We start from the raw sequence: 21,889 nt of genomic DNA on the forward strand, positions 1-21,889 counted from the left end.
CTTTGGCAATCCCCATATTTTCCCGCTGATTACGGTCTTCCCTTGCGGCGCGCGGAGAAAGGAGAAATAGGATGGCGCGTAGATTTACCGGCCGGAGATGAAGGGCGCCACCATGATCGAGATCCTGAACCCCGCTGAAGTGGCCCGCGCCCGGGAGACCGGCGCCCTGGTGGCGGACATCCTGCAGGCTATGAAGAGCCGCGCCACGGTGGGCACCAACCTCCTGGACATCGACCAGTGGACCAAGGAGATGATCACCGAGGCCGGCGCCGAGTCCTGCTACGTGGACTACGCCCCGTCGTTTGGCCGGGGACCGTTCGGGCACTACATCTGCACGGGCGTCAACGATGCCGTGCTGCACGGACTCCCCCACAACTACGACCTGGCCGACGGCGACCTGCTGACCCTGGACCTCGCCGTCGTCAAGAACGGGATGGCCGCTGACGCCGCCATCAGCTTCATCGTGGGTGAATCACGGCCGGCCGAGAGCGTGGCCATGATCGAGGCCACCGAGCGGGCACTGGCCGCCGGAATAGCCGCCGCGGGGCCGGCCGCCAAGATCGGCGACATCTCCTACGCCATCGGCCGGGTCCTCAGCGATGCCGGATATCCGGTCAATACGCAGTTCGGCGGCCACGGGATCGGGTCCACCATGCACCAGGACCCGCATGTCCCCAACACGGGGCGGCCCGGCCGCGGCTTCAAGCTGCGGCCCGGGCTGCTGCTGGCACTCGAGCCGTGGATCATGGCGGACACGGCGGAGCTGGTCACGGACGACGACGGGTGGACCCTCAGGAGCGCCACCGGCTGCCGGACGGCGCACACCGAGCACACCATCGCCATCACTGAGGACGGCGCCGAGATCCTGACCCTGCCCTCCCGGTAGGAGCTATTCCGTCCCCACCACGCCGCTGCGGCGTTCCAGCAGCAGTGTGTCCTGCCAGTGCCCGGTCTTGGGGCCATGGCTGATCTGCGCAATCCGTTCCCGGGTCCCCACCACGCGGAAGCCCAGCTTCCGGTGCAGCGCCAGGCTGGCGGTGTTCTCGGGGAAAATGCTGGACTGGATGGTCCAGATGCCCGCAGCCTCCGTGGATTCGATCAGGGCGGCCAGGAGGAGCCGGCCCACGCCCCGGCCCTGGGCCTGCGGGTCAACATATATAGAGTGCTCCACCAGGCCCCGGTACACCTCGCGGGTGGAGACCCGGGACACCGCGGCCCAGCCCAGGACCCGCCCCGCAATTCCGGCGACGATCCGGTGCTCAGGCAACCGCACGCCGTCGAACGCTTCCCAGGTGGGCGGCTCGCTCTCGAATGTTGCTTCCCCCGTGGCGATGCCGGCGGCGTAAATTGCGTGGACGGCGTCCCAGTCATCGGGGCACATGGGGCGGATGGTTACGGGGCTGTCCATGGATCCCATTATGGTGTGGCGTCCGCAGGCCACCGCCGAGGCAGGCGGCGAGGTAAAAAATTCGTCAATAAAGCAGCCCGCCCGCCCCGATGCCGGCCATGCGGCCCTTTGATGGAGGCATAGGCAGGCGTAACGCCAGGGAGGGCAGATGCGGTGGGGTGAAGAGCCCGCGGACCGCGGCAGGGTGCACGTTGTGGTGCTCGCGGCAGGCGTCTGGGAGGACGACGCCGAGGCAGCCTTCAGCGCGAACGCCCCTTCCAGCCTGGCTGACGCCGCCCGGGTTGCGGCCGCGGTGGAGCCCATCAGCCCACGTGGACCCAGGGCCGCTGGGTGACGTCCGGAACCGCCTCGCGCAGCACCTCACGGGTCACCGGCGCGATCTCGCCCTCGCCCAGGAACAGGAACCGGACCAGGTTGGTGATGGGGTTCCCCTCGGTCCAGCGGAAGTAGATGTGCGGCATCAGGCCAGTGACGTCCCTGATGTGCAGCAGCACGGAGGCGATGGTGTTGGGTACCACCGGGCCGTGGACTTCCAGGATGTGGTACCCGTGCCGGTTCACGCCGCGGACGTGCAGCTCGGTCTCGAAATCCGAGGAGTCGTCCACGACGACCTCCAGGAACAGGGCGTCACCTGCCAGCGGGAGGTGGCTGACCTCGATGGCTGACTCGAGTTTGTCCCGGTAGGCCTCCGCGGACATCCGCAGCGGCTCGTGGGCGATGATGGCGATGGGCCCGTCCAGGGCGCTGGACATGAACTCCAGGGCCTGCTGGTCCAGATGAACCCGGGTCGCATGCAGCTCGAAGGAACGGCGGACCCGGGACAGCAGCGAGATGACGATGATGCCGAGGATGAAGATGGCGGCGATCCGGATGCCCTCGGGCCGTTCGAAGATGTTGGCCACCGTGGTGTACGCGAACACGACCGAAATGACACCAAAGCCCACCGTGAGGTTCCGCTGCCTCCGCCGGCGCGCCGAGAGCGTGACGGCCACCGCGGCGGAAGTCATCAGCACCAGGACGCCGGTGGCGTACGCGCCGCCCTGGGCGTCGACGTCGGCGTTGAAGATGAAGGTGATCAGGAAGCCGATCAGGGTGAAGACGAGGACCAGGGGCCGCACAGCCTTGGCCCAGGCCGGAGCCATGCCGTAGCGCGGGAGGTACCGCGGCACCAGGTTCAGCAGCCCTGCCATGGCCGAGGCGCCGGCGAACCAGAGGATGCCGATGGTGCTGATGTCATACACGCTGCCGAAGCCCACACCCAGGTATTCGTGCGCCAGGAAGGCCAGGGCACGGCCGTTGGCCTGGCCGCCGGGCTGGAATTCCTGTTCCGGGATCAGGACCACGGTGATGAAGCTGGTGGTCAGCAGGAAAACGCTCATGATCACAGCGGCGGTGGTGAGCATGCGCCGGGCGCCCCGGATGCGGCCTGCGGGGTTCTCCTCCGTGTCGTCCTCAGCGCCCCGCACCTGCGGCATCACGGCCACGCCGGTTTCGAAGCCGGAGAGGCCCAGGGCCAGCTTGGGAAACACCAGCAGCGCGATGGCCACGGCCATGACCGGGTTTCCGTGCGACACCCACAGGTTGGTCCACCAGTCCCCCGTGGCCGCGGGGTGCGTGAGCACCTGCGCCAGGGTGGCGACCACCACCACGGCGTTCAAGCCCAGGTAGAGAACCACCAGGACCACCGCGACGCCGATGGCTTCCTTGAATCCCCGCAGGAACACCGCTGCCAGCAGGGCCAGCAGGAAGAGCGTCACGGGGACGTTCTGGGTCTGGAGCCAGCCCGGCGCCACGGGATTGCCCAGCAGGTGCGCGGTGGCGTCGGCGGCCGAGAGGGTCATGGTGATCATGAAGTCGGTGGCGGCGAACCCCAGGAGGACCAGCACCAGGAGCTTGCCGCCCCACCGGGGCAGCAGCCGCTCGAGCATGGCGATGGAGCCTTCACCGCGGGGGCTTTCCCCGGCGACCCTGCGGTACACCGGCAGGGCGCCGAGCAGGGTCACCGCCACCAGCACCAGGGTGGCCAGCGGGGAGATGACCCCTGCGGCCAGCGCGGCGATGGCCGGCTGGTAGCCCAGGGTGGAGAAGTAGTCCACGCCCGTCAGGCACATGACCTGCCACCACGAATGCTTCTTCTCGTGCTGCGTCGGCACGCCGCCGGGACCCGGGTGGGCGCCCTTGCTGTCCTGCAGCCCAAACAGCAGCCAGTCCTGGAGCGCCTTCCTGCCGTGGGCGTGGGGCGCGGACGGATCCGCCGGGGGCCTGCTCAACGTGGTCATGTCTGCCTTTCCGCGCTGCCCTTTGCATCGCGACCCTTGCGAAGCTAGCACCGGCCAAAAGGGCGGGAGCGCCGAAAAGGCATTTCTTAATGATTCCTTGACGCGTGATCTACGACGCAGTGCGGTCAGTAAGCTGGCGGCATGCCAACCCTTGCCGCGCTGCTGCCCACCCTGGTGGCCGTTGCCATCCTGGCGGCACTCACGGTGGGCATCCTGTGGGGCGCGCGGACGCCGTCGTACCTCTCCCCCGCCCTGGCCATCCTCCGCGGCGCGGCCCAGCTGGCGGTCATCAGCCTGGTGCTGGGCGGCATCATCACCAATCCCCTGTGGGTGGGCGCCGCCCTGTTGGTCATGTTCACAGTGGCGTCTGTGACGGCGGCGCGGCGGCTCACCTGGTCCTGGCGGCGCTTTGCGCTGGTGGCGGCAACCATGGCCGCCGGGATCCTGGTGACGCTGGGGGTCGTGTTCGGAACGGGCGCCATCGAGTTCTCCCCCCGGTACGCGCTGGCGGTGGGCGGAATCGTGATCGGCAACTCCATGACCATTGCCACCCTGGCCGGCCGCCGCTTCTTCGAGGCGGTGGTGGAGCAGTGGGACCAGGTGGAGGGCTGGCTGGCGCTGGGCGCCACGCCCCGGCAGGCCACCCTCTTACAGGCCCGGCAGGCGGTGCATTCAGCGTTGATCCCGTCCACGGACCAGACCAAGACCACCGGCCTGGTCACGCTGCCGGGAGCGTTCGTGGGCGCCATCTTCGGCGGCGCCTCACCCCTGGAGGCGGGCCGGTTCCAGGTGGTGGTGCTCGCCTCAATCATGGCCGCCGGGTCCATCACCGCGGTGGCACTGATCCGTTCGCTGGGCAACGTGAAGGTACGGCCCGCGGCGCCCTAACAGACGGGCGCCGCGGAACTGCTGCGTCAGCCCTGCTTGACCAGGGCCGCTTCCAGGCTGATCTTCACCTTGTCGCTGACCAGCAGGCCGCCGGCCTCCAGCGCCGCATTCCAGGTGAGCCCGAATTCCTTGCGGCTGATCTCTGTCTCGGCGGAGAAGCCCGCCCGCGTGGCGCCGAACGGGTCAACGGCAACGCCGGTGAACTCGACTTCCAGCTCGATGGGCCGGGTGACGCCCTTGATGGTGAGGTCCCCGGTCAGGGTGTACTCCTCGCCGTCCCCTTCGATGGAGGTGCCGCGGAAGGTCATCTCGGGGTACTTCTCGACGTCGAAGAAGTCCTCGCCGCGCACGTGGGCGTCGCGGTTGGCGTCGCCGGAGTTGAAGCTGGCGGTGGATACCGTGGCGTGCACCGACGAGTCCGCCAGGGACTGGCCCACGCGTGCCTCGGCCTGGGCTTCGGTGAAACGGCCCCGGACCTTGCTGATCCCGGCGTGGCGGACGCTGAAGCCGATCTCGCTGTGGGACATGTCCAGGGTCCAGGTACCAGGCGTGAGTTCCTTGGGAAGGGTCATGGCAGTTCTCCTTACTCGTAGGGCCGCAGGCTCAGCCGCCCGCTACAGGCGCAAGACTGCGGATGCCCCTAAATATTCCCCCCGAAACCCACATGGAAAACAGGGCCGTATGAACCGGAAGGGAACTTCCGGCGTATACATAAGCGTGGCTCTACGATTACTGACCGCCCTGGCGCTGTTCATTGATGCCGGCGTCCACCTCTTCCTGGCCCCGGGCTACCAGAACGCGCAGCCCGGCACTGTCAGCCAGGGCACCCTGTTCCTGCTCGAAGCCGCCGCGGCGCTGGTGGCCGGCGTCTATGTCCTGGTCCGCGGCAGCAGGGCTTCCTATGCCGTGGCCCTGGTGGTTGCCCTCAGCGCGTTCGCCGCCGTCGTGCTTTACAGGTACGTGGACATCCCGGCCATCGGACCCATCCCGGCCATGTACGACCCCGTTTGGTTCTTCTCGAAGACCCTCAGCGCAGTTGCCGAGGGAGCCGGCGCGGTGCTGGCCTTCGCCGGTCTGCTCCGTGGCGGCCGCAGGAGAACGTCCGACGACGGCGCCAGGCTTCGGGCCCGGCGCCGCCGCCCGTGACCATCACCCCCGCCGTTGTTAGCATGCAAGGGGAGGTGGCACATGGGCGCGGCTGAACGGGCAGTGCCGGACGCGTTCGGCGCCGTTTCCATCTATGTGCTGTCGGCCCTCTGGCTGACGTCCCTGTCCCCGTCCATGCCGGTCCTCCAGCTGGCCGGGCTGTGCGCGGGCGCCCTGGTGGCCGTGGCCGCCGCCGGTTCTGTCCTGCGCCGGATCCCCCGGTTCTCAACGCCGGCAGACCGGGTCACCCTGCTGCGCGCCATCCTCGTGGCCCTGTGCGCGGTGCTGGCCGTTCCGCAATTGTTCACGGGCCGCCGCACGGACCTGCTCCTCCCCATCCTGGGCGGCGCCGCGTTCCTCCTGGACGGGCTGGACGGTGTGGTGGCCCGGCGCACCGGAACCTCCTCGCCGGCCGGGGCGCGGTTCGATTCCGCCACCGACGCCGCCCTGGTGCTGGTGCTGTCCGTCGCTGCCGCTCCCGTGGCGGGCGTCTGGACGCTGGGCATCGGGGCCATGTACTACGCGTTCGTTGCCGCGGGGCTCGTCCGGCCGCACCTTCGGGTGGCGCTGCCGCCCAGCGTTTCCCGCAAAGCCATTGGCGCGTTCCAGCCGTTCGCGCTGCTGTTCGCGCTCCTCCCCGGGGTCCCTGCGGTTGCCGCGGCGTCGGTACCGGCACTCGCCCTGGCCCTGCTCGCGTTGTCCTTTACCCGCGACGTGGTCCAACTGGAACACCTGCACCGCGCCGGACTCCAGGGTGTGCCGGCCGCGGTTGCCTAGTTGGTGTGGGTACGCTGCCGCCCGGTCGCGTCACAGCAGCCCGTCCCGTTACAGCAGCCCCGCGACGGCGAAGCCTCCGGCGGCGGCGGCCACGGCGGCCGCTGCCGTGCCGAGGGCGTTGAGGAGGGCCAGGCCCGTGCGGCCGGACTGGACCAAACGGACGGTTTCGAAGCTCGCGGTGCTGAAGGTGGTGTAGCCGCCCAGGAATCCGGTACCGGCAATGGCCTGCAGCTCGGGCGGCGCCGCATGCAGGATCACGGCACCGGCCACCAGGCCCAGCAGGAACGAACCCGTGACGTTGATGGCAATGGTCCCTACCGGCAGGGCGGTCCTGATGTTGGCGCGCACCAGGCCGTCGACCACGAAGCGGGTGGCAGCTCCGAGGCCGCCGGCGAGTCCCAGCAGGATGATGGTCAGGGGGCTCACCGGGTTCCCTCCTTCTGGGGGCCGGCTGTGCCCGGCGGGGAGCTGGTCCGGGCATGCTGGGCTGCTGCCAGCCGGATGCCGGCCACGGTGGCCACGGCTCCGACCAGCACGGAGGCTGCCACGTAGATGAAGGCGTCGGCGCTGCGGCCGGCACTGAACAGGGTGGTGGTTTCCACGGCCAGTGTGCTGTAGGTGGTGAAGGCGCCCAGGAATCCGGTGCCCACCAGCAGCCGGACCAGCCGCAGCCGTCCCGCGTCCGGGCCCCGGCGGACCAGGGCCTCAAGCAGGGCACCCAGCAGGAACGCCCCCGCCAGGTTGATGACCAGGGTGGGCGCCGGCCAGCCGCCCGGCGCAGGCAGGATGCTGCCCAGCCCATAACGGGCCAGGGCGCCGAAGGTGCCGCCCACGATGACCACCAGGACGAATCCGGGGTGCAGGTGGACCGGCCGGTGGACGCGTGCCTCGCCCAGCGTCCCTTGGTCCGTGTCGCCGGCCGCCGTGGTCCTGGGGACGGGCTGCTCCATCAGTGGTCCGCTTTCGGCTGGTGCCTGGGGTGCGGGGCCAGCGGGACCACCAGGACGGGCCGGTGCTGGCGGTGGGTGAGATGGACTGCCACGGATCCCACGAGCAGTTCCTCCAGCCGCGCCCCGAGTCCGCGTTCCCGGGTGCCCACCACAATGACGGACGCGTCAGTGGTTTCCGCCAGCCGTCCCAGCGCCCTGGCAGGGTCCCCGGCCAGCGTCACGAAGGACCAGTCGATCCCGGTCCCGTCCAGGGCTTCGCGGAGATGGCCGGCGATGGAGGCGCTGATGCCTTCGATGTCGTCGTCAACCCCGTCGGGGTCGATGGGGCGGGCTTCCACCCTGCCGTCGGGCTCTTCAGCCAGGTAGGTGGTGACGTCCACGTAGGCGCAGACCAGCTTCACGCCCAGGCTGTGTGCCAGCTCGGCGGCACGGTGGGCGACGGCCAAGGGCTGGCCCGGCACCACTCCCATGAGCACCGGCCCGCTGATTTTCCGCGGCGCATAGGGAACGCCGGCGGTGGAGGGGGCTGGTTTCTCGGGCTCAGTCATGTGCTCTCCTGTTCGGCGGGGCAGGAAGACTGAACCGGGTGCGGGCACGGGTCACCTGCCTTCGTGTCAAAGGCAGGAACCATCAGCCATGTGGCGGTTCGAAGACCGCGCACCTGCGCAGGCCTTCCGGCGGGATCCATCACCGTGAACAGAGACTACAGGTATTCCCGCAGCATCCGCCACCACGGCTGCGGCCCGGGCGCCAGCCTAGGAGGCGAGGGCCGGGGGCAGCTCAGTCAGTGCCGCGACGACGATGTCAGGGGCCCGGAAATACGAGGGGTAGCGGGCGCCGGTCCTGTTGATCCAGGCGGTCCGCAGGCCGGCCCTGGCTGCCCCGTGGATGTCCCAGGGGTGCACGGCAACCAGCAGCATGCCGGACGGATCCGCTCCGGCCGATGCTCCCGCATACCCGTACGCGGCCTTGGCCGGCTTCCAGGCAGGGGCATCCTCCACCGAGAGGAGCAGCTCGAACTTGTCCCGGATGCCGCCGGCCACCAGCAGCCTGTCCGTATTGGCGGCCGCGCCGTTGGTCAGGGTGGCCAGCCGGTGCCCGGCAGCTGCCAGGGCGCGGACCCCGCCAGGGACATCCGGGTGAAGGGAAAGGTTCTGCATGGCTGCCATGACGCGTTCGACGGCGGTATCCAGGTTCCCGGAGACCCCTTCGGCTTCCAGCAGGGCGCGGAGGGCATCCTTGCCGATGGCGGCGAAGGCCTCGTTGTCACCGCTGGCGGTAAGGGCGAAGCCGTCCCGCAGGAGCGTGGCGAACCAAAGTTTTGCCAGCCCGCGGGGCGCGCCGATCTGCGCAAACACTTCGCCGAGCGGCGCCATGTCCGAGAGCGTTTCGTTGACGTCAAAGACGATGAGCAGTGGTTCTGCCATGTCTCCCCTTCTCATTCCAGCCGGCCGGTCAGGCCCCGCCGGCGGCTGCAGGCACGGCCAGGCTAGTCAGCAGTAGACCACACGGGAACTGCGGGGACTACCCTTCCGTTTGGCCCAGGCTGGCGAGGGCCTTACGCAGGCGCGTGCCGGCGTCGTCCGCCACTTCCTTGACGGAAGGGGCGCTGCTGAGCTGCGCCATGGTCTGCGGATCGATGGCTTCCACCGTGGTGGAGTCCGCGGCGCTGTTCCGGCGCACCACCACGTTGCAGGGCAACAAGGCACCCATTTCGGGTTCGGCAGCCAGGGCGCGGCTGGCAAGGGCGGGGTTGCAGGCACCCAGGATGACGTAATCCCCTACGGCGTCCGCGGCCTCGGCGCCAAGCTTGGCTTCGAAGGTGGACCGGACGTTGATTTCGGTCAGGATCCCGAATCCCTGCGCGGCGAGGGCTTCGCGGGTGCGCTCCAGCGCCTCCGCCCAGGGAAGGGAAACAGTGGTGGCCAGGGTGTAGGTCATGATGCTCCTTTAAGTTGCCGGGCGGTGCGGGTTTAGGGGGTGCTGAGGCTCGGGGCGCGCTGCGGCCCGCCGGTCAGGCGAGGGAGAGGAAGAGCTTCTCGAGGTCCTTCCGGTCCATGGTTTCGTCCTTCTGGACGATGCACTGCTCAAGCCCGGTGGCGATGATGGCGAAGCCGGCACGGTCAAGGGCCTTGGACACGGCCGCCAACTGGGTGACGACGTCCTTGCAGTCCCGGCCCTCCTCAAGCATCCGGGTCACAGCGGCGAGCTGGCCCTGCGCGCGCTTAAGGCGGTTGATCACGGGCGTGAGTTCGGTTGGGTTCAGTTCCATAAAGGGGTCTCCATCGATGGTGGGCTTGCCCTCAACTATATACCCCCATGGGTGTTTTGACTACCCCCGGGGGTATCTGTAATACTCGGTGAGGTATCCACCCGACCCTCTCCGAGAGGCCACCCATGACGTCCACTTCCAAAGCAACAGCTGTTACCGCACTCGCACCCGAGGCCCTCCAGTCCTGGATCAAGGAACACCAGGATCTTGTGGTGATCGACGTGCGCTCTGCCGCTGAATTCGAAACCATGCACATCCGCGGCTCCTACAACGTGCCGCTTCCGCTGCTCTCCGAGCACACCGACGAGCTCGCCGCCCGCCTGGGCTCCCGCGTTGTCCTGGTCTGCCAGTCCGGCGTCCGCGCCGAACAGGCCCGCCAGCGCATGGCCACTGTTGGCCTTGACACCGCCTACGTGCTCACCGGCGGGGTTCCCGGCTTCGCCGCCGCCGGCGGCGACGTGGTCAAGGGCAAAGACCGCTGGGACCTGGAACGACAGGTCCGCCTGGCCGCAGGCTCCCTGGTAATGCTGGGCCTGGCCGGGGGCAAGTTCGTCTCCCCCAAGGTCCGCATGCTGGCCGGCGCCATCGGCACCGGGCTGACGTTCTCGGCCGCGACCAACACCTGCGCCATGGGCAAGGCCCTGTCTGCCATGCCGTGGAACAAGGCCGCCAAGGAACCCACCCGCGAAAGCGCCATCCTGCAGCTTCCCGTGCAGCAGGCTGAAGAGGGCGCGGCAGCATGATCCCGGCCCTGGGTCTGGGGCTCGTCGTCGGCGTCGTACTGGGCGTAGTGGGCGGCGGCGGGTCCATCATCGCTGTTCCCGCCCTGGTGTACGGCGTGGGCATGAGCCCCGCCCAGGCCATTCCCACCTCGCTGCTGGTGGTGGGAATCTCCTCGCTGGCAGCGCTGCTCCCCAGGTTGCGGGAAGGCCTGAACTGGCCCGTGATCGCCCTGGTGGGGGGTGCCGGCATCCCGGCAGCCTGGGCCGGTGCGGCCGTGGGCAAACTGCTGGACCCGAACATCCTGATGCTGGCCTTCGCCGTGATCATGGTGGCCGCGGGCATCCGGATGCTCAGCAAGCCCCGTGAAAGCGAGGGGTCCTGCAGCACCGGGCCGAACCGGGCATTCCGGTCCTGCGCCCCCAAGGCCGTGGGAGTGGGCCTGCTGGTCGGGTTCCTCACCGGCCTGCTGGGCGTGGGCGGCGGCTTCCTCATCACCCCCGCGCTGACCATCTTCCTGGGCCTGCGCATGAGGCAGGCCGTGGGGACGTCCCTGGCCATCATCGTGGTCAACTCGGCTGCCGGGTTCAGCGCCCACGCCGCCGGCTACACCATCGACTGGGCCACCACCCTGGCGTTCGCCATCCCGGCGATCGTGGGATCGGTGGTTGCCGCCCGGTTTGCGCGGCGGCTGCACGACAAACACATCCGCATCTCGTTCGCGGTACTCATCTTCGCCGTCGCGGCGTGGGTCACCGCCGGCACGGTCACCGCCTGACCCATCCATAGAGGAGAACACCATGGGACTGATCGATTCCCTCAAGAAGGCTTTCAGCAAGCCCTACAAAACGATTTCCGTGGCCCAGGCAAAGGAACTCCTGGGTTCCGGGGCCACACTCATCGACGTCAGGTCGGCCCAGGAATGGCGGACCGGCCGGGCGCCGCAGGCCAAGCACGTTCCCCTGGACCGGCTGCAGGCCAGCACTGCAGGCATCCAGAAGACCCGTCCGGTGATCTCCGTCTGCGCCTCCGGCGTCCGCTCCGCCTCCGCAGCCCGGCTCCTCGCCGCCAAGGGGTACGACGCCTATTCGGTGCGGGGCGGCATGGCCGCCTGGCGCCAGGCCGGCGAACCCGTCCGCTAGCAACACCACCACCAGCTCCAGCCACAAACCACTTCGAAGGAGAACCACCATGGCTGAAATCACCATCACCGAAGCCGAACAGCGCCGCTCCACCGCCCGGATCCTCGACGTCCGCGAGGACTTCGAAGTCGCCGAGGGCATGATCCCCGGCGCCCTGCACATCCCCATGGGCCAGCTGCAGGCCCGCCTGGGCGAGCTTGACCCGGCCGTGCCCGTCATCGCCGTATGCCGCAGCGGCAGCCGCAGCGCCGCCGTCGCCGATGTTCTCAACGGCGTTGGCTACAAAGCGGACACCATGGCCGGCGGCATGACCGCCTGGACCCGCGCCGGACTCCCCACCACCTAGGCCCTGCCCCCGCGGCACGGAACAACCACAAACTTCGCCCGAAAGGACACGACAGATCATGGCAACCATCGACATCACCCAGCAATCCTTCGCCCAGACCCTGGAGGACAACGGCATCGTCTTCGTTGACTTCTGGGCAGCCTGGTGCGGTCCCTGCCGCATGTTCGCCCCCACCTACGGCGCCGCTGCCGAACGCCACCCGGACATCACGTTCGCCAAGGTGGACACCGAAGCCGAACAGGCACTCGCCGCGGCCGCAAACATCACCTCCATCCCCACCTTGATGGCGTTCAAGGACAAGACCCTGGTCTTCTCCCAGCCTGGCGCCCTCAACGCCACGGGACTGGAGGAAGTCATCCAGGCCGTGAAGAACCTGGACATGGACAAGCTCCGCGCCGAGGCCGGACACCAGCACGCCTGACCCCACACCAGCCACAAACCGCGCAGCAACAGGCCTCCTCCACCTGCTGCAAAGGCCATTCCGCAGGGAAACGCATAGGCCGCAGTGCACTTGTGGGATACCCCTGGGGGTATATATACTGAACTCAGAAAAACTTCCCAATCCCCTTTCAATGAAGGAGAGCACCAGATGCTTATCGAGCGCATTTACGACGAAGACCTCGCACAGGCCAGCTACGTCATCGGCTGCCAGGCCAAGGGCGAAGCCATCGTGGTGGACGGACGCCGCGACATCGCCGTGTACCAGGAGCTCGCCGCCAAGAACGGCATGAAGATCGTGGCCGTCACCGAGACCCACATCCACGCCGACTACCTCTCCGGCACCCGCGAACTGGCCGCCGCCACCGGCGCCAAGATCTACGTTTCCGGCGAGGGCGGACCCGACTGGCAGTACCAGTTCGAGGGCGAGCGGCTCTACGACGGCGACACCATCACCCTGGGCAACATCAATATCAAGGCAGTCCACACCCCCGGGCACACCCCGGAGCACCTGTCCTTCCTGGTGACCGACGGCGCGTTCAGCGACAAGCCCGGCTACCTGCTCTCCGGAGACTTCGTGTTCTCCGGCGACCTGGGCCGGCCGGACCTGCTGGACGAGGCAGCCGGCGGCGTGGACACCCGCTTCGAGGGCGCCAAGCAGCTCTTCGCCAGCCTCCGCGACAAGTTCCTCACCCTCCCGGACTACGTCCAGGTCCACCCCGCCCACGGCGCCGGCAGCGCCTGCGGCAAGGCCCTGGGTGCCATCCCGTCCTCCACGGTGGGCTACGAGCGCCTGTACGCCTGGTGGGGCCCCTACCTGGCCGCCAACGACGAGCAGGGCTTCATCGACGAGCTCCTCGACGGCCAGCCGGACGCCCACGCCTACTTCGGCCGCATGAAGCGCGAAAACCGTGAAGGCCCGGCCGTCATGGGCGGGCGTGCCCCGCTGCAGGAGCTGGACACCGCCGTCGTGGCCCAGGGCCTGGCAGATGACACCCTGACGTTCATCGACACCCGCTCCAACGGCGAAGTCCACCAGGGCACCGTGGCCCGGTCCCTGAACGTGCCGGCCGGCAAGTCAGTGGCCAGCTACGGCGCCTGGGTGGTCAACCCGGAAACGGACACGAACCCGCTGGTGCTCCTGGCCAAGGACCAGGAGCAGGCCCAGGACATGTGGGACCACCTGGTCCGCGTGGGCATCGACAACGTGGCCGGCTACCTGACCGGCATCGAGGGGCTGCCCACCTTCACCCCCAAGCTGATCCAGCCTGAGGAACTCGACGGTTTCGACGCCGCCATGGTCCTGGACGTCCGCAACAAGACCGAGCACAAGGCCGGGCACATCCCGGGCTCGTACCAGCTCAGCGGCGGCCGCGTCATGTGGCACCTTGACGAGCTGCCCATCGGTGGAACCATCGTGTCCTACTGCCAGTCCGGCGTCCGGAACTCCGTAGCCGCCAGCGCCCTGCGCCGTGCCGGGTACGACGTCGTCGAACTCGACGGCAGCTACGCCGCCTGGAACGCCTGGCAGAACAGCGTCCCCGCGGTCTAACCGGACCTGCCACCCCAAGACCGCCCGGGCAGGACCCCCCTCCTGCCCGGGCTCCGGGCCCGGGCGTGCCCCCACACGCCCGGGCCACCTTTATGTCCCCCTTCCACCGCCAGGAACGGAGCACCAATGCCGGACAGAACGCTTCCCCACGCCCCCGGGCCAGCCGGTCCCATGCTGGGCCTGCGGCAGAACCTTGCGCAGTTCATGCTGCTGGTTGCCGTCAATGCACTGGTGGGCGGCACCCTGGGCCAGGAACGCACCGTCCTGCCCCTGCTGGCCTCCCAGGAATTCCACCTGGACCTGTACACCGGCGCGCTGACGTACATCCTGGCCTTCGGCCTGTCCAAGGCCGGGATGAACTATTTCGCCGGCACCCTCTCCGACAAGTACGGCCGCAAACCGGTCCTCATCGCCGGCTGGCTGGCAGCGGTTCCCGTACCGCTCATGCTCATCTTCGGCCCGTCCTGGGGCTGGATCGTGGCCGCCAACGTCCTGCTGGGCATCAGCCAGGGGCTCACCTGGTCCACCGCCGTCATCATGAAAATGGACCTGGTGGGCCCCAGGCAGCGTGGGCTGGCCATGGGCTTCAACGAGGCCGCGGGCTACCTTGGCGTGGCCGCCACCGCGCTGGCCACCGGCTACCTGGCCACCTCCTTCGGACTCCGCCCCGCCCCGTTCCTGCTCGGAGCCGCCTATATCGCCCTGGGCCTGGGCCTGACGGTCCTCGCCGTCCGGGAAACCCACCAGCACGCCAAAACCGAGGCCATCCAGCATGCCGGCACCTCCAGCCGCGCCCATGCCGGCCTCACCACCAGCCAGGTGTTCACCCTCACCAGTTTCAAGGACCGCTCCCTCTCGGCAGCCAGCCAGGCGGGGCTGGTGAACAACCTCAACGACGGCCTGGCCTGGGGCCTCTTTCCCGTCCTGTTCGCCGGCGCCGGGCTGGACCTTGGCCAGATCGGCATCCTGGCCGCCGCCTACCCCGCTGCCTGGGGTGCCGCCCAGCTGGTCACCGGTGCCGCCTCCGACCGGTGGGGCCGCAAATGGTTCATCACGGCCGGCATGCTGGTCCAGGCCGTGGCGCTGGGTATCACCGCAACCGCCCACAGCTTCGGGCCCTGGCTCGCCGCCGCCGTCGTGCTGGGCCTCGGCACCGCCCTGGTCTATCCCACCCTGCTGGCCGCCATCGGCGACGTCGCGCACCCGGCCTGGCGGGCGCGCTCCGTGGGGGCGTACCGGTTGTGGCGCGACGGCGGATTCGCCGTGGGTGCCCTGCTCTCCGGCGTCCTCGCCGACCTTTACGGCATCCCCGCCGCCGTTGCCGCCGTCGCGGTCCTCACCGCAGCTTCCGGCGCCGTGGTGGCCATCCGGATGCGCGGCAACGACCACGCGGCGGGATAGCGCACGTCAGCCGGCCGGGGCAATGAACTGCCGGATCTCCGCCGCCATCCGGGTGGACTGCGTCCAGTGCAGGTAGTGGCCGCCTTCAAGGGGCAGGACCCGGTGCCGGGTGACGTTCCTGAGGAGGTCCTCCGCGGCGGCGGCCTTCGTGGCTGCCCGGCCGTCCTTTTCGTCCGCGATGAACGCCAGGACGGGCAGGTCGGCGGGATAGGTGACTCCGCGGAGGGCTGCCGCGTTGTTGCCGATGCGGGCTGTTTCATCGGCCACCGCGGCATTGCCCACGTTCCACAGCATCATGGTGCGCATCCGCTTCAGCTCTTCCTCCGAATAGGCGTTGCCGTCCGGATCGAACAGACCCGGTGCCACCGCGGCTACGTCGCGGACCAGCCCGGTGGCAGCCACCACCTTGACCCAGTTGATGCCGGGCTGTGCCTCCTCCACCGGGTGGTCGCCCGGCTTGGGAATGGTGGCGTCGATGCCCACCACCGCTGAAACTTCCGGGCGGTACCGGTCGGCGTAGTCCAGCAGGTAGAACCCGGCGATGGAGTGGCCGGCCAGGATGTAGGGCTGCCGGACCTGGAGCTTTGACAGGACCTCATGGAGCTCGTTGCTGATGTGCTCGTTGGTGCGGGCGCTGGCTTCCATGTCGCTGTAGCCATAGCCGAACCCTTCCACCACCATCACGTCGAAGCCGCTGAGTTCGCGGATCAGCGGGGCGAAGTCCAGGCCGGGTGCGGCGGTGCCCAGTCCGCTGAGCAGGATGATCGGCGGCCCCTGGTTCGAGTTTCCGTTGCGGACCACGTTCAGCGATCCCCCGGTCACCGCGATCCGCTCCCCGTAGGCGGGGGTGGTGGCCTTCTCGTGCGCCTCCAGGGCTGCGTTGGCCACCGCCGAGGCCAGGACCAGCCCCAGGACAACCAGCGCCGCGATCCCCAGCCGGCGGAGCCAGCGCCGCTTCCGCCGCGGTGTCATCCGTGCCGGGCGACGTAGGTGACCAGCCCGTCCACGGTGGCCACGGCCGGGTAGTCCGCCTCAGGGATGTCCACCCCCGTGGATTCCGCGATGACTTCCACCAGGCGGAGGAAGTCCAGGGAGTCCAGTTCCAGGTCCTGGCGCAGGCGGGCGCCGCCGTCCAGGTCGCCAGGCTCGACGTCGGGCGCTACTTTGCCGAGCGCTGCCTCCACTGCGTGGCGCGCGTCCTGTTCGTTCACGGCTCCTCCTTGAGTACGGGTCCAACAGTCAGGGTCCAACAGTCACAGGTCGCCGGGCTTCTGCAGCAGTTCGTCGATGCGGGCCAGGAACCGGCCGCCGCGCAGCCCGTCGCTCACCCGGTGGTCCGCGGACAGCGTGGCGATGGCCGCGTTCCGGATGCCCAGCATCCCGTTGTGAGCCCAGGGCTGCTCCAGGACCTTGCCGAAGCCCACCATGGCCACCTGCGGCGGGTAGATCACCCCGTACACGCTTTCGACGCCGAGATCGCCCAGGTTGGTCACCGTGAGGGTGGGGTCGGCCATCTCCGCGCGCTGCAGCCGGCCCGCCCGGGCCCGGCCCACCAGGTCGCGCAGCTGGTCCATAAGTTCGTCGAGCGTCAGGGTGTCGGCGTCGTGCAGGGCCGGGGCCACCAGTCCGCCGTGCCGCAACGCCACCGCCACGCCCAGGTGCACCGCGCCGCTGGGCTGGAAAGCGCCCCTGGTGAAGAACCCGTTCATGTCCGGCACCTCCTTGGCCGCGAGCGCGGTGGCCTTCAGCAGCAGGGCGGACGGCACCAGCCGGGAGGAGACCGGCCGCTGCTGGTTGGCGCTCTGCATCCACGCCATCGCGGCCGCCAGGTCCAGGGTGGTGGACAGGTAGTAGTGCGGGATCTCCTTCTTGGACCGGGACATCAGCGCGCCGATTGCCTGCCGCAGGGTTTCCGCTTTGCTGCCGGTGTCCTTCCGGCCGCGCCGTGGCGCTTCCCCCGCGGCTTTGTGCGGCGGTTCCGCAACTGGAGCTTCCGACGGCGGTGCTTCCGCCGGTTCCTCCGCCGCACGTTCGCTGGGTGGCCGCCCGCCGGGAATTTCCTCCTTGGGCGCCCGTTCCCGGGGAGGCACCGCGGCAAGCACGTCCTCCTCCGTCACGGCACCACCGGGACCGGTGCCCGCGATGGCCTGCAGGTCGACACCCAGCTCCGCGGCCAGCCGTCGGGCCAGCGGCGAGGACCGCACCCGGTGGGCTGCGCCTTCTCCCGGCATGTGCGCAGCCGAAGCCGGAGCAGCCCCCGCGGCGGCGCCGGGCGCAGCGGAGGTGCCGGGCGCAGCGGCGGCGCGTTCGACGTCGGCCCGGGTCACCTCGCCGCCGGGGCCGCTCCCGCTGATGCGTCCGACGTCGACCCCCAGCGTGTGGGCCAGGTGCCGCACCGGGGGCGGGGCCTTGGTGCCCGGTTCCGGTTCCGGTGGCGGGACTTTCGCCGGCGGCGTGACCTCTGCCGGGGTGGCGGTGATCCTGGCGATGGGGGTGCCCACGTCCACGGTGTCGCCGATGTCCACCAGGAACTCGGCCACCACGCCTTCCTGGAACGACTCGATGTCCATGACGGTCTTGTCCGTGTCCACGGCCGCCACGAGGTCGCCCTTGTGGACGTAGTCCCCGGGTTTGACCAGCCACTCCACCACCTTGCCGTGCTCCATGTCCGCGCCCAGGGACGGCATCCGGAACTCATCCACCGGCGCCCACGGCCCTTCGTGCGGCGGCCATGACCCGTTCCACCGACGGCAGCGCCGCCTGCTCCAGGTGCTTGGCGTAGGGGACGGGGACCTCCAGGCTGCACACCCGCTCCACGGGGGCGTCCAGGTCGAAAAAGGCCTGTTCACAGATCCGGGCCGCGATCTCGGCGGAGATGCTGCCGCTGCGCCAGCCCTCGTCCACCACCACGGCCCGGTGCGTCCTGGCCACGCTGTCCATGATGGTGTGGGCGTCCAGGGGGCGCAGGGTGCGCAGGTCGATGACATCGGCGTCGATGCCCTCCCCGTCCAGCTGCTCCGCGGCCTCCAGCACCAGGGGCAGTGTTCCGCCGTAGGTGATGAGCGTGATGGCGTCCCCTTCGCGCAGGACCGCTGCCTTGTCGATGCCCACGGCGCCGGCATCGTCGTCGAGCTCCCCCGCGACGTTGTACAGCGAGCCGTGCTCGAAGATCAGCACCGGGTCCGGATCCTGCAGCGCGGTCCACAGCATCCCGCGGGCGTCCGCCAGCGTGGCCGGGGCCAGGATGCGCAGCCCCGGGATGTGCGCGTACCAGCCTTCCAGGCTGTGGGAGTGCTGCGCCCCCAGCTGGCGGCCGGCGCCGGTGGTCATCCGGATGACGATGGGCACGTTGAACTGGCCGCCGGACATGTGCAGCAGGGTGGCGGCGTTGTTGATGATCTGGTCCAGCGCCAGCAGGCTGAAGTTGACGGTCATGATCTCGACGACGGGCCGCATCCCGCCCAGCGCCGCGCCGATCCCCGCGCCCACGAACCCGGACTCGGAGAGGGGTGTGTCGCGGATCCGGTCAGGCCCGAATTCCTCCAGCAGGCCCAGGCTCACGGCGAAGCTGCCGCCGTACCGGCCCACGTCCTCGCCCATGAGGAACACCCGTTCGTCGCGCGTCATGGCATCGCGCAGGGCCGCGCGCATGGCTTCCCGGTACGTGGTTTTCATCCTGCAGCCCCGCCTTTCCCTGCTGTCGTGCCCTGCTCCTCCGGACCCCCGCCACCTGCGCTGCCGTCGTCCGGCCGGTCGCTGTAGACGAACCGGCTGAGCTCGGACACCGGCTCCGGCGTGCCGTTCTCGGCAAATCCAACGGCGGTGCTGATCTCCGCGTCCACGTCCGCCTGCAGCGCGGCCCAGTCTTTGTCCGGGAGCTGGGCCGCCGCCTGCATGGCGGACTGCAGCAGGCTGATGGGGTCCCGTTCCATCCACCGGGCCACCTCGGATTTCTCCCGGTACAGTTCGGGGTCGAACATGGAGTGGGCGCGGAACCGGTAGGTGCGCAGCTCCAGGAAGTGCGGGCCGCCGCCGGACCGCACGGCGTCCACGGCACGCCGGGCGGCCTCCTCGACGGCGAGGACGTCCATGCCGTCCACCGCCCACGCCGGGATCTCGTAGCCGGCGGCTTTGAGGGCGATGTCCGTCTGGGATTCGGAGCGGCCCAGCGCGGTGCCCATGGCGTAGAGGTTGTTTTCGCAGCAGAACAGCACCGGCAGCTGCCACAGCGCGGCCAGGTTCATGCTTTCATGGAATTCGCCTTCGGCCACGGCGCCCTCACCGAAGAAGCAGGCCGTCACCCGTTGGCGCCCGGCCATCCGGTCCGCAAGGGCCAGGCCGACGGCGAGCGGCAGCCCACCGGCCACGATCGCGTTACCGCCGTAGAAGCGGGTGGCGGCATCGAAGAGGTGCATGGACCCGCCCCGGCCCCGGCAGCAGCCCTCCGCGTGGCCGTACATTTCGGCGAGGATGGCCCCGGCGGAGACGCCGCGCAGCAGGGCGTGCCCGTGTTCGCGGTAGGTGGCCACCACGGCGTCCTCCGGTTCCAGGGCTTCCATCACCCCTGCCGCCACGGCCTCCTCGCCGATGTAGACGTGCAGGAAGCCGCGGATCCTGGCGGCACTGTAGAGCTCGATGCATTTCTCCTCGAGCCTGCGCACCCGCAGCATTTGCCGCAGCAGGTGCACTGCGTGGTCCGCGTCCGGGATGCCCTGGCTCCTCAGCGTGGTCATGGCTGGTCCTTCAGGGGTACGGCGGCCCCTGCCGGGGACTCAAGCGTTGAGGTGTCGCCTTCCGGGAGACCAAGCTCGCGGGATTTCAGGAGCCGGCGCAGGATCTTGCCGCTGCGCGTCTTGGGCAGGGTGGTGGTGAAGTCCAGCAGCCTGGGTGCCACGGCGGCGCCCAGCCGTTTCCGCGCGAAGCCGATGATCTCCAGCTGGAGCTCCTCCGTGGGCTCGTTGCCGGGTTTGAGTTCCACGAAGGCCTTGACCACCTCGCCGGCCACGGGGTCCGGCACGCCGATCACGCCGGCCTCGGCAACGGCCGGGTGCTCCATGAGGCAGCTCTCCACTTCGAAGGGGCCGATCAGGTGGCCGGAGGACTTGATCACGTCGTCGCCGCGGCCGACGAACCAGAAGTAGCCGTCGCCGTCGCGCTTTGCCAGGTCGCCGGTGAGGTACCAGCCGCCGGCAAAGCAGCGCCGGTAGCGCTCCTCCTCGTTGAGGTAGCCGCGGAACATGGACGGCCACCCGGGGCGCAGCGCCAGCTCGCCCATGGTGTCCGGCCCGGTGACCAGGACTGCCTGGCCGTCTTTGACGATGGGTTTGCCGTCGGCGTCGCGGGCCACCAGGGCCGCCTCGATGCCGGGCAGCGGCCGGCCCATGGAGCCGGGCCGGATGTCCATGGCCGGGTAGTTGGCGATCATGATCCCGCCGGTTTCGGTCTGCCACCAGTTGTCGTGCACGGGCAGGCCCAGGACGTCCTGCCCCCACACCACGGCCTCCGGGTTCAGCGGCTCCCCCACGCTGGCGATGAAGCGCAGCGCGGACAGGTCATGGCCCGCGGCGCGCCCGGCGCCGGCCTTCATGAGCATCCGCAGCGCCGTGGGCGCGGTGTACCAGACGGTGACGTGCTGCTCGGCGAGGATCCGGTACCAGCGGTCGGCGTCCAGTTCCTCCTCGTCCACGATGGCGGTGACCCCGTGCACCAGCGGGGCGATGATGCCGTAGGACGTGCCGGTCACCCAGCCCGGATCGGCGGTGCACCAGTAGATGTCGTCCGGGTGCAGGTCCAGCGCGAAGCGGCCGGTGGCGTAGTGGGCGGCGACGGCGTCGTGGACGTGGATGGCGCCCTTGGGCGTGCCGGTGGTGCCGCTGGTGAAGTGCAGCAGGGCCATGTCCTCGGGCTGGGTGTCTGCGATCTCCCCGATGGGGTCAGCCTGGGCCAGGAGTTCGGCCAGGTCCAGGGTTTCCGGTTCGGGGCTGCCGTCGGCGTCCACCAGCAGGACGTGGCGGAGGTCGGGCAGGGAGTCCCGGACCGGCGCCACCTTCCTGCGGTACAGCGCCCGGGTGGTCAGCAGTACCCGGCCGGCCCCGAGGTGCAGCCGCTGCCGCACCGGTTCGGGGCCGAAAGCTGAAAAGAGCGGGCAGAAGACGCTGCCGTTCTTGAAGGTGCCCAGCACTGCGGTGTACAGCCCGGGGCTGCGGCCCAGGAGCGAAAAGACCCGCTCGCCGCGCCCCACCCCCAGGCCCTGCAGCACCGCCGCGAACCTGTTGGACCCGTCCGCAAGGCCGCCGTAGGTCAGGGACCGGGTGCCGCCGTCGGCCATCACGAACCGCAGCGCCTCCTTGCCGCCGCGGCCTTCCGCCACGTGCCGGTCCACGGCCTCGTAGGCGATGTTCAGGCCCCGGCCTCCGGGCAGCCCGGCCAGCGCCTGCCGTGCCTGGTCCCAGCTGAAGTCCCGCCGGGCGGCATCGTAATCCAGCAGGTTGGGCCGGACCGGGAAGGCGGCCACGTCCTTGGTGATGGCAGGCCAGCGCGTGGCACCCTCAACTCCGGCGGTCATGGTGC

At 69.5% G+C, this 21,889-nt stretch carries 27 protein-coding genes and 1 riboswitch; of the genes, 12 read left to right on the forward strand and 15 right to left on the reverse strand.

All coding sequences use genetic code 11. From position 1 onward, the window contains the following. Positions 1-112 precede the first annotated feature (112 nt). The gene (gene map / locus ACWRN3_RS09900; RefSeq protein ID WP_275179974.1) at positions 113-886 is read left to right on the forward strand and encodes a type I methionyl aminopeptidase; all 774 of its coding nucleotides are present in this window, start codon (positions 113-115) and stop codon (positions 884-886) included. Between the two features lie 3 nt (positions 887-889). Here the strand turns inward: map and ACWRN3_RS09905 are convergent, their stop codons facing one another. After that, the gene (locus ACWRN3_RS09905) at positions 890-1,408 is read right to left on the reverse strand and encodes an N-acetyltransferase family protein (RefSeq protein WP_476740525.1); all 519 of its coding nucleotides are present in this window, start codon (positions 1,406-1,408) and stop codon (positions 890-892) included. Between the two features lie 148 nt (positions 1,409-1,556). Here ACWRN3_RS09905 and ACWRN3_RS09910 point away from each other — a divergent pair, with 148 nt between their 5' ends. Further along, entirely contained in the window at positions 1,557-1,742 is a 186-nt protein-coding gene (locus ACWRN3_RS09910; protein WP_476740526.1) for a hypothetical protein, read from the forward strand. Here the strand turns inward: ACWRN3_RS09910 and ACWRN3_RS09915 are convergent. Continuing rightward, positions 1,711-3,687 carry an APC family permease gene (locus ACWRN3_RS09915; protein ID WP_159633205.1) on the reverse strand — a complete coding sequence of 659 codons (1,977 nt, stop codon included), beginning with the start codon at positions 3,685-3,687 and terminating at the stop codon, positions 1,711-1,713. The two genes, ACWRN3_RS09910 and ACWRN3_RS09915, sit on opposite strands and share 32 nt — an antisense overlap. A 141-nt stretch (positions 3,688-3,828) precedes the next feature. Between ACWRN3_RS09915 and ACWRN3_RS09920 the strand changes: the two genes are divergently transcribed. Continuing rightward, complete coding sequence (locus tag ACWRN3_RS09920; protein ID WP_476740527.1) at positions 3,829-4,575, forward strand: ABC transporter permease; 747 nt, start codon at positions 3,829-3,831, stop codon at positions 4,573-4,575. 26 nt (positions 4,576-4,601) lie between these two features. On the opposite strand, the gene ACWRN3_RS09925 is transcribed toward ACWRN3_RS09920, so the two are convergent. After that, positions 4,602-5,147: a YceI family protein gene (locus ACWRN3_RS09925; protein ID WP_159633211.1), complete on the reverse strand. Its 546-nt coding sequence runs from the start codon at positions 5,145-5,147 to the stop codon at positions 4,602-4,604. A 145-nt stretch (positions 5,148-5,292) separates the two neighbouring features. Between ACWRN3_RS09925 and ACWRN3_RS09930 the strand changes: the two genes are divergently transcribed. Both ACWRN3_RS09930 and ACWRN3_RS09935 read left to right on the forward strand, forming a co-directional pair. After that, complete coding sequence (locus ACWRN3_RS09930) at positions 5,293-5,721, forward strand: hypothetical protein (RefSeq protein ID WP_236560873.1); 429 nt, start codon at positions 5,293-5,295, stop codon at positions 5,719-5,721. Positions 5,722-5,763: 42 nt separating this feature from the next. Continuing rightward, positions 5,764-6,498 (forward strand): CDP-alcohol phosphatidyltransferase family protein, encoded by a 735-nt coding sequence (locus ACWRN3_RS09935; RefSeq protein ID WP_476740528.1) that lies wholly within the window; start codon positions 5,764-5,766, stop codon positions 6,496-6,498. Between the two features lie 48 nt (positions 6,499-6,546). Here ACWRN3_RS09935 and crcB read toward each other — a convergent pair whose 3' ends face one another. The 6 genes from crcB to ACWRN3_RS09965 form a co-directional block, all read right to left on the reverse strand. After that, complete coding sequence (gene crcB, locus ACWRN3_RS09940; protein WP_476740529.1) at positions 6,547-6,924, reverse strand: fluoride efflux transporter CrcB; 378 nt, start codon at positions 6,922-6,924, stop codon at positions 6,547-6,549. Continuing rightward, entirely contained in the window at positions 6,921-7,448 is a 528-nt protein-coding gene (locus tag ACWRN3_RS09945; RefSeq protein ID WP_476740530.1) for a fluoride efflux transporter FluC, read from the reverse strand. Before ACWRN3_RS09945 ends, crcB begins: the two co-directional genes overlap by 4 nt. Then, positions 7,448-7,996, reverse strand: a complete 549-nt coding sequence (locus ACWRN3_RS09950) for a universal stress protein (RefSeq protein ID WP_476740531.1) — start codon at positions 7,994-7,996, stop codon at positions 7,448-7,450. The genes ACWRN3_RS09945 and ACWRN3_RS09950 overlap by 1 nt, the downstream gene beginning before the upstream one ends. A 66-nt stretch (positions 7,997-8,062) precedes the next feature. Next, positions 8,063-8,149, reverse strand: a riboswitch (Fluoride riboswitch). A 54-nt stretch (positions 8,150-8,203) separates the two neighbouring features. Beyond that, a complete protein-coding gene (locus ACWRN3_RS09955) occupies positions 8,204-8,875 on the reverse strand; it encodes a haloacid dehalogenase type II (protein WP_476740532.1) in 672 nt (223 codons plus the stop codon). Between the two features lie 97 nt (positions 8,876-8,972). Further along, positions 8,973-9,389, reverse strand: coding sequence for a DUF302 domain-containing protein (locus tag ACWRN3_RS09960; RefSeq protein WP_476740533.1), 417 nt, complete (start codon positions 9,387-9,389; stop codon positions 8,973-8,975). A 73-nt stretch (positions 9,390-9,462) separates the two neighbouring features. Beyond that, complete coding sequence (locus ACWRN3_RS09965; protein ID WP_043452296.1) at positions 9,463-9,720, reverse strand: metal-sensitive transcriptional regulator; 258 nt, start codon at positions 9,718-9,720, stop codon at positions 9,463-9,465. Positions 9,721-9,845: 125 nt separating this feature from the next. On the opposite strand from ACWRN3_RS09965, the gene ACWRN3_RS09970 reads away from it, so the two are divergent. The 7 genes from ACWRN3_RS09970 to ACWRN3_RS10000 all read left to right on the forward strand — a co-directional run bounded on the left by ACWRN3_RS09970 (position 9,846) and on the right by ACWRN3_RS10000 (position 15,319). Beyond that, entirely contained in the window at positions 9,846-10,463 is a 618-nt protein-coding gene (locus tag ACWRN3_RS09970) for a rhodanese-like domain-containing protein (RefSeq protein ID WP_476740534.1), read from the forward strand. Next, complete coding sequence (locus ACWRN3_RS09975; RefSeq protein ID WP_476740535.1) at positions 10,460-11,218, forward strand: sulfite exporter TauE/SafE family protein; 759 nt, start codon at positions 10,460-10,462, stop codon at positions 11,216-11,218. The genes ACWRN3_RS09970 and ACWRN3_RS09975 overlap by 4 nt, the downstream gene beginning before the upstream one ends. A 22-nt stretch (positions 11,219-11,240) precedes the next feature. Then, a complete protein-coding gene (locus tag ACWRN3_RS09980) occupies positions 11,241-11,582 on the forward strand; it encodes a rhodanese-like domain-containing protein (protein ID WP_476740536.1) in 342 nt (113 codons plus the stop codon). 49 nt (positions 11,583-11,631) lie between these two features. After that, positions 11,632-11,928, forward strand: coding sequence for a rhodanese-like domain-containing protein (locus ACWRN3_RS09985; RefSeq protein WP_476740537.1), 297 nt, complete (start codon positions 11,632-11,634; stop codon positions 11,926-11,928). Between the two features lie 58 nt (positions 11,929-11,986). Beyond that, on the forward strand, positions 11,987-12,349 hold the full coding sequence (gene trxA, locus ACWRN3_RS09990) for a thioredoxin (RefSeq protein ID WP_255173116.1): 363 nt from the start codon (positions 11,987-11,989) through the stop codon (positions 12,347-12,349). Between the two features lie 168 nt (positions 12,350-12,517). Next, a complete protein-coding gene (locus ACWRN3_RS09995; protein ID WP_476740538.1) occupies positions 12,518-13,918 on the forward strand; it encodes an MBL fold metallo-hydrolase in 1,401 nt (466 codons plus the stop codon). Positions 13,919-14,044: 126 nt separating this feature from the next. After that, complete coding sequence (locus ACWRN3_RS10000; RefSeq protein ID WP_476740539.1) at positions 14,045-15,319, forward strand: MFS transporter; 1,275 nt, start codon at positions 14,045-14,047, stop codon at positions 15,317-15,319. A 6-nt stretch (positions 15,320-15,325) separates the two neighbouring features. Here the strand turns inward: ACWRN3_RS10000 and ACWRN3_RS10005 are convergent, their stop codons facing one another. Genes ACWRN3_RS10005 through acsA form a run of 6 tightly spaced genes read right to left on the reverse strand, consistent with a single transcriptional unit; the run spans position 15,326 to position 21,884 of the window. Next, entirely contained in the window at positions 15,326-16,291 is a 966-nt protein-coding gene (locus ACWRN3_RS10005; protein ID WP_476740540.1) for an alpha/beta fold hydrolase, read from the reverse strand. Next, positions 16,288-16,530 carry an acyl carrier protein gene (locus tag ACWRN3_RS10010; RefSeq protein WP_476740541.1) on the reverse strand — a complete coding sequence of 81 codons (243 nt, stop codon included), beginning with the start codon at positions 16,528-16,530 and terminating at the stop codon, positions 16,288-16,290. Before ACWRN3_RS10010 ends, ACWRN3_RS10005 begins: the two co-directional genes overlap by 4 nt. 42 nt (positions 16,531-16,572) lie before the next feature. Further along, positions 16,573-18,006, reverse strand: a complete 1,434-nt coding sequence (locus ACWRN3_RS10015) for a dihydrolipoamide acetyltransferase family protein (protein WP_476740655.1) — start codon at positions 18,004-18,006, stop codon at positions 16,573-16,575. A gap of 7 nt (positions 18,007-18,013) precedes the next feature. Continuing rightward, positions 18,014-18,994, reverse strand: coding sequence for an alpha-ketoacid dehydrogenase subunit beta (locus tag ACWRN3_RS10020; RefSeq protein ID WP_476740542.1), 981 nt, complete (start codon positions 18,992-18,994; stop codon positions 18,014-18,016). After that, positions 18,991-20,052: a pyruvate dehydrogenase (acetyl-transferring) E1 component subunit alpha gene (gene pdhA, locus ACWRN3_RS10025; RefSeq protein WP_476740543.1), complete on the reverse strand. Its 1,062-nt coding sequence runs from the start codon at positions 20,050-20,052 to the stop codon at positions 18,991-18,993. Before pdhA ends, ACWRN3_RS10020 begins: the two co-directional genes overlap by 4 nt. Next, positions 20,049-21,884 (reverse strand): acetate--CoA ligase, encoded by a 1,836-nt coding sequence (gene acsA / locus ACWRN3_RS10030; protein ID WP_476740544.1) that lies wholly within the window; start codon positions 21,882-21,884, stop codon positions 20,049-20,051. The genes pdhA and acsA overlap by 4 nt, the downstream gene beginning before the upstream one ends. Positions 21,885-21,889: the final 5 nt, after the last annotated feature.

The organism is Pseudarthrobacter sp. rb, from assembly GCF_056389225.1.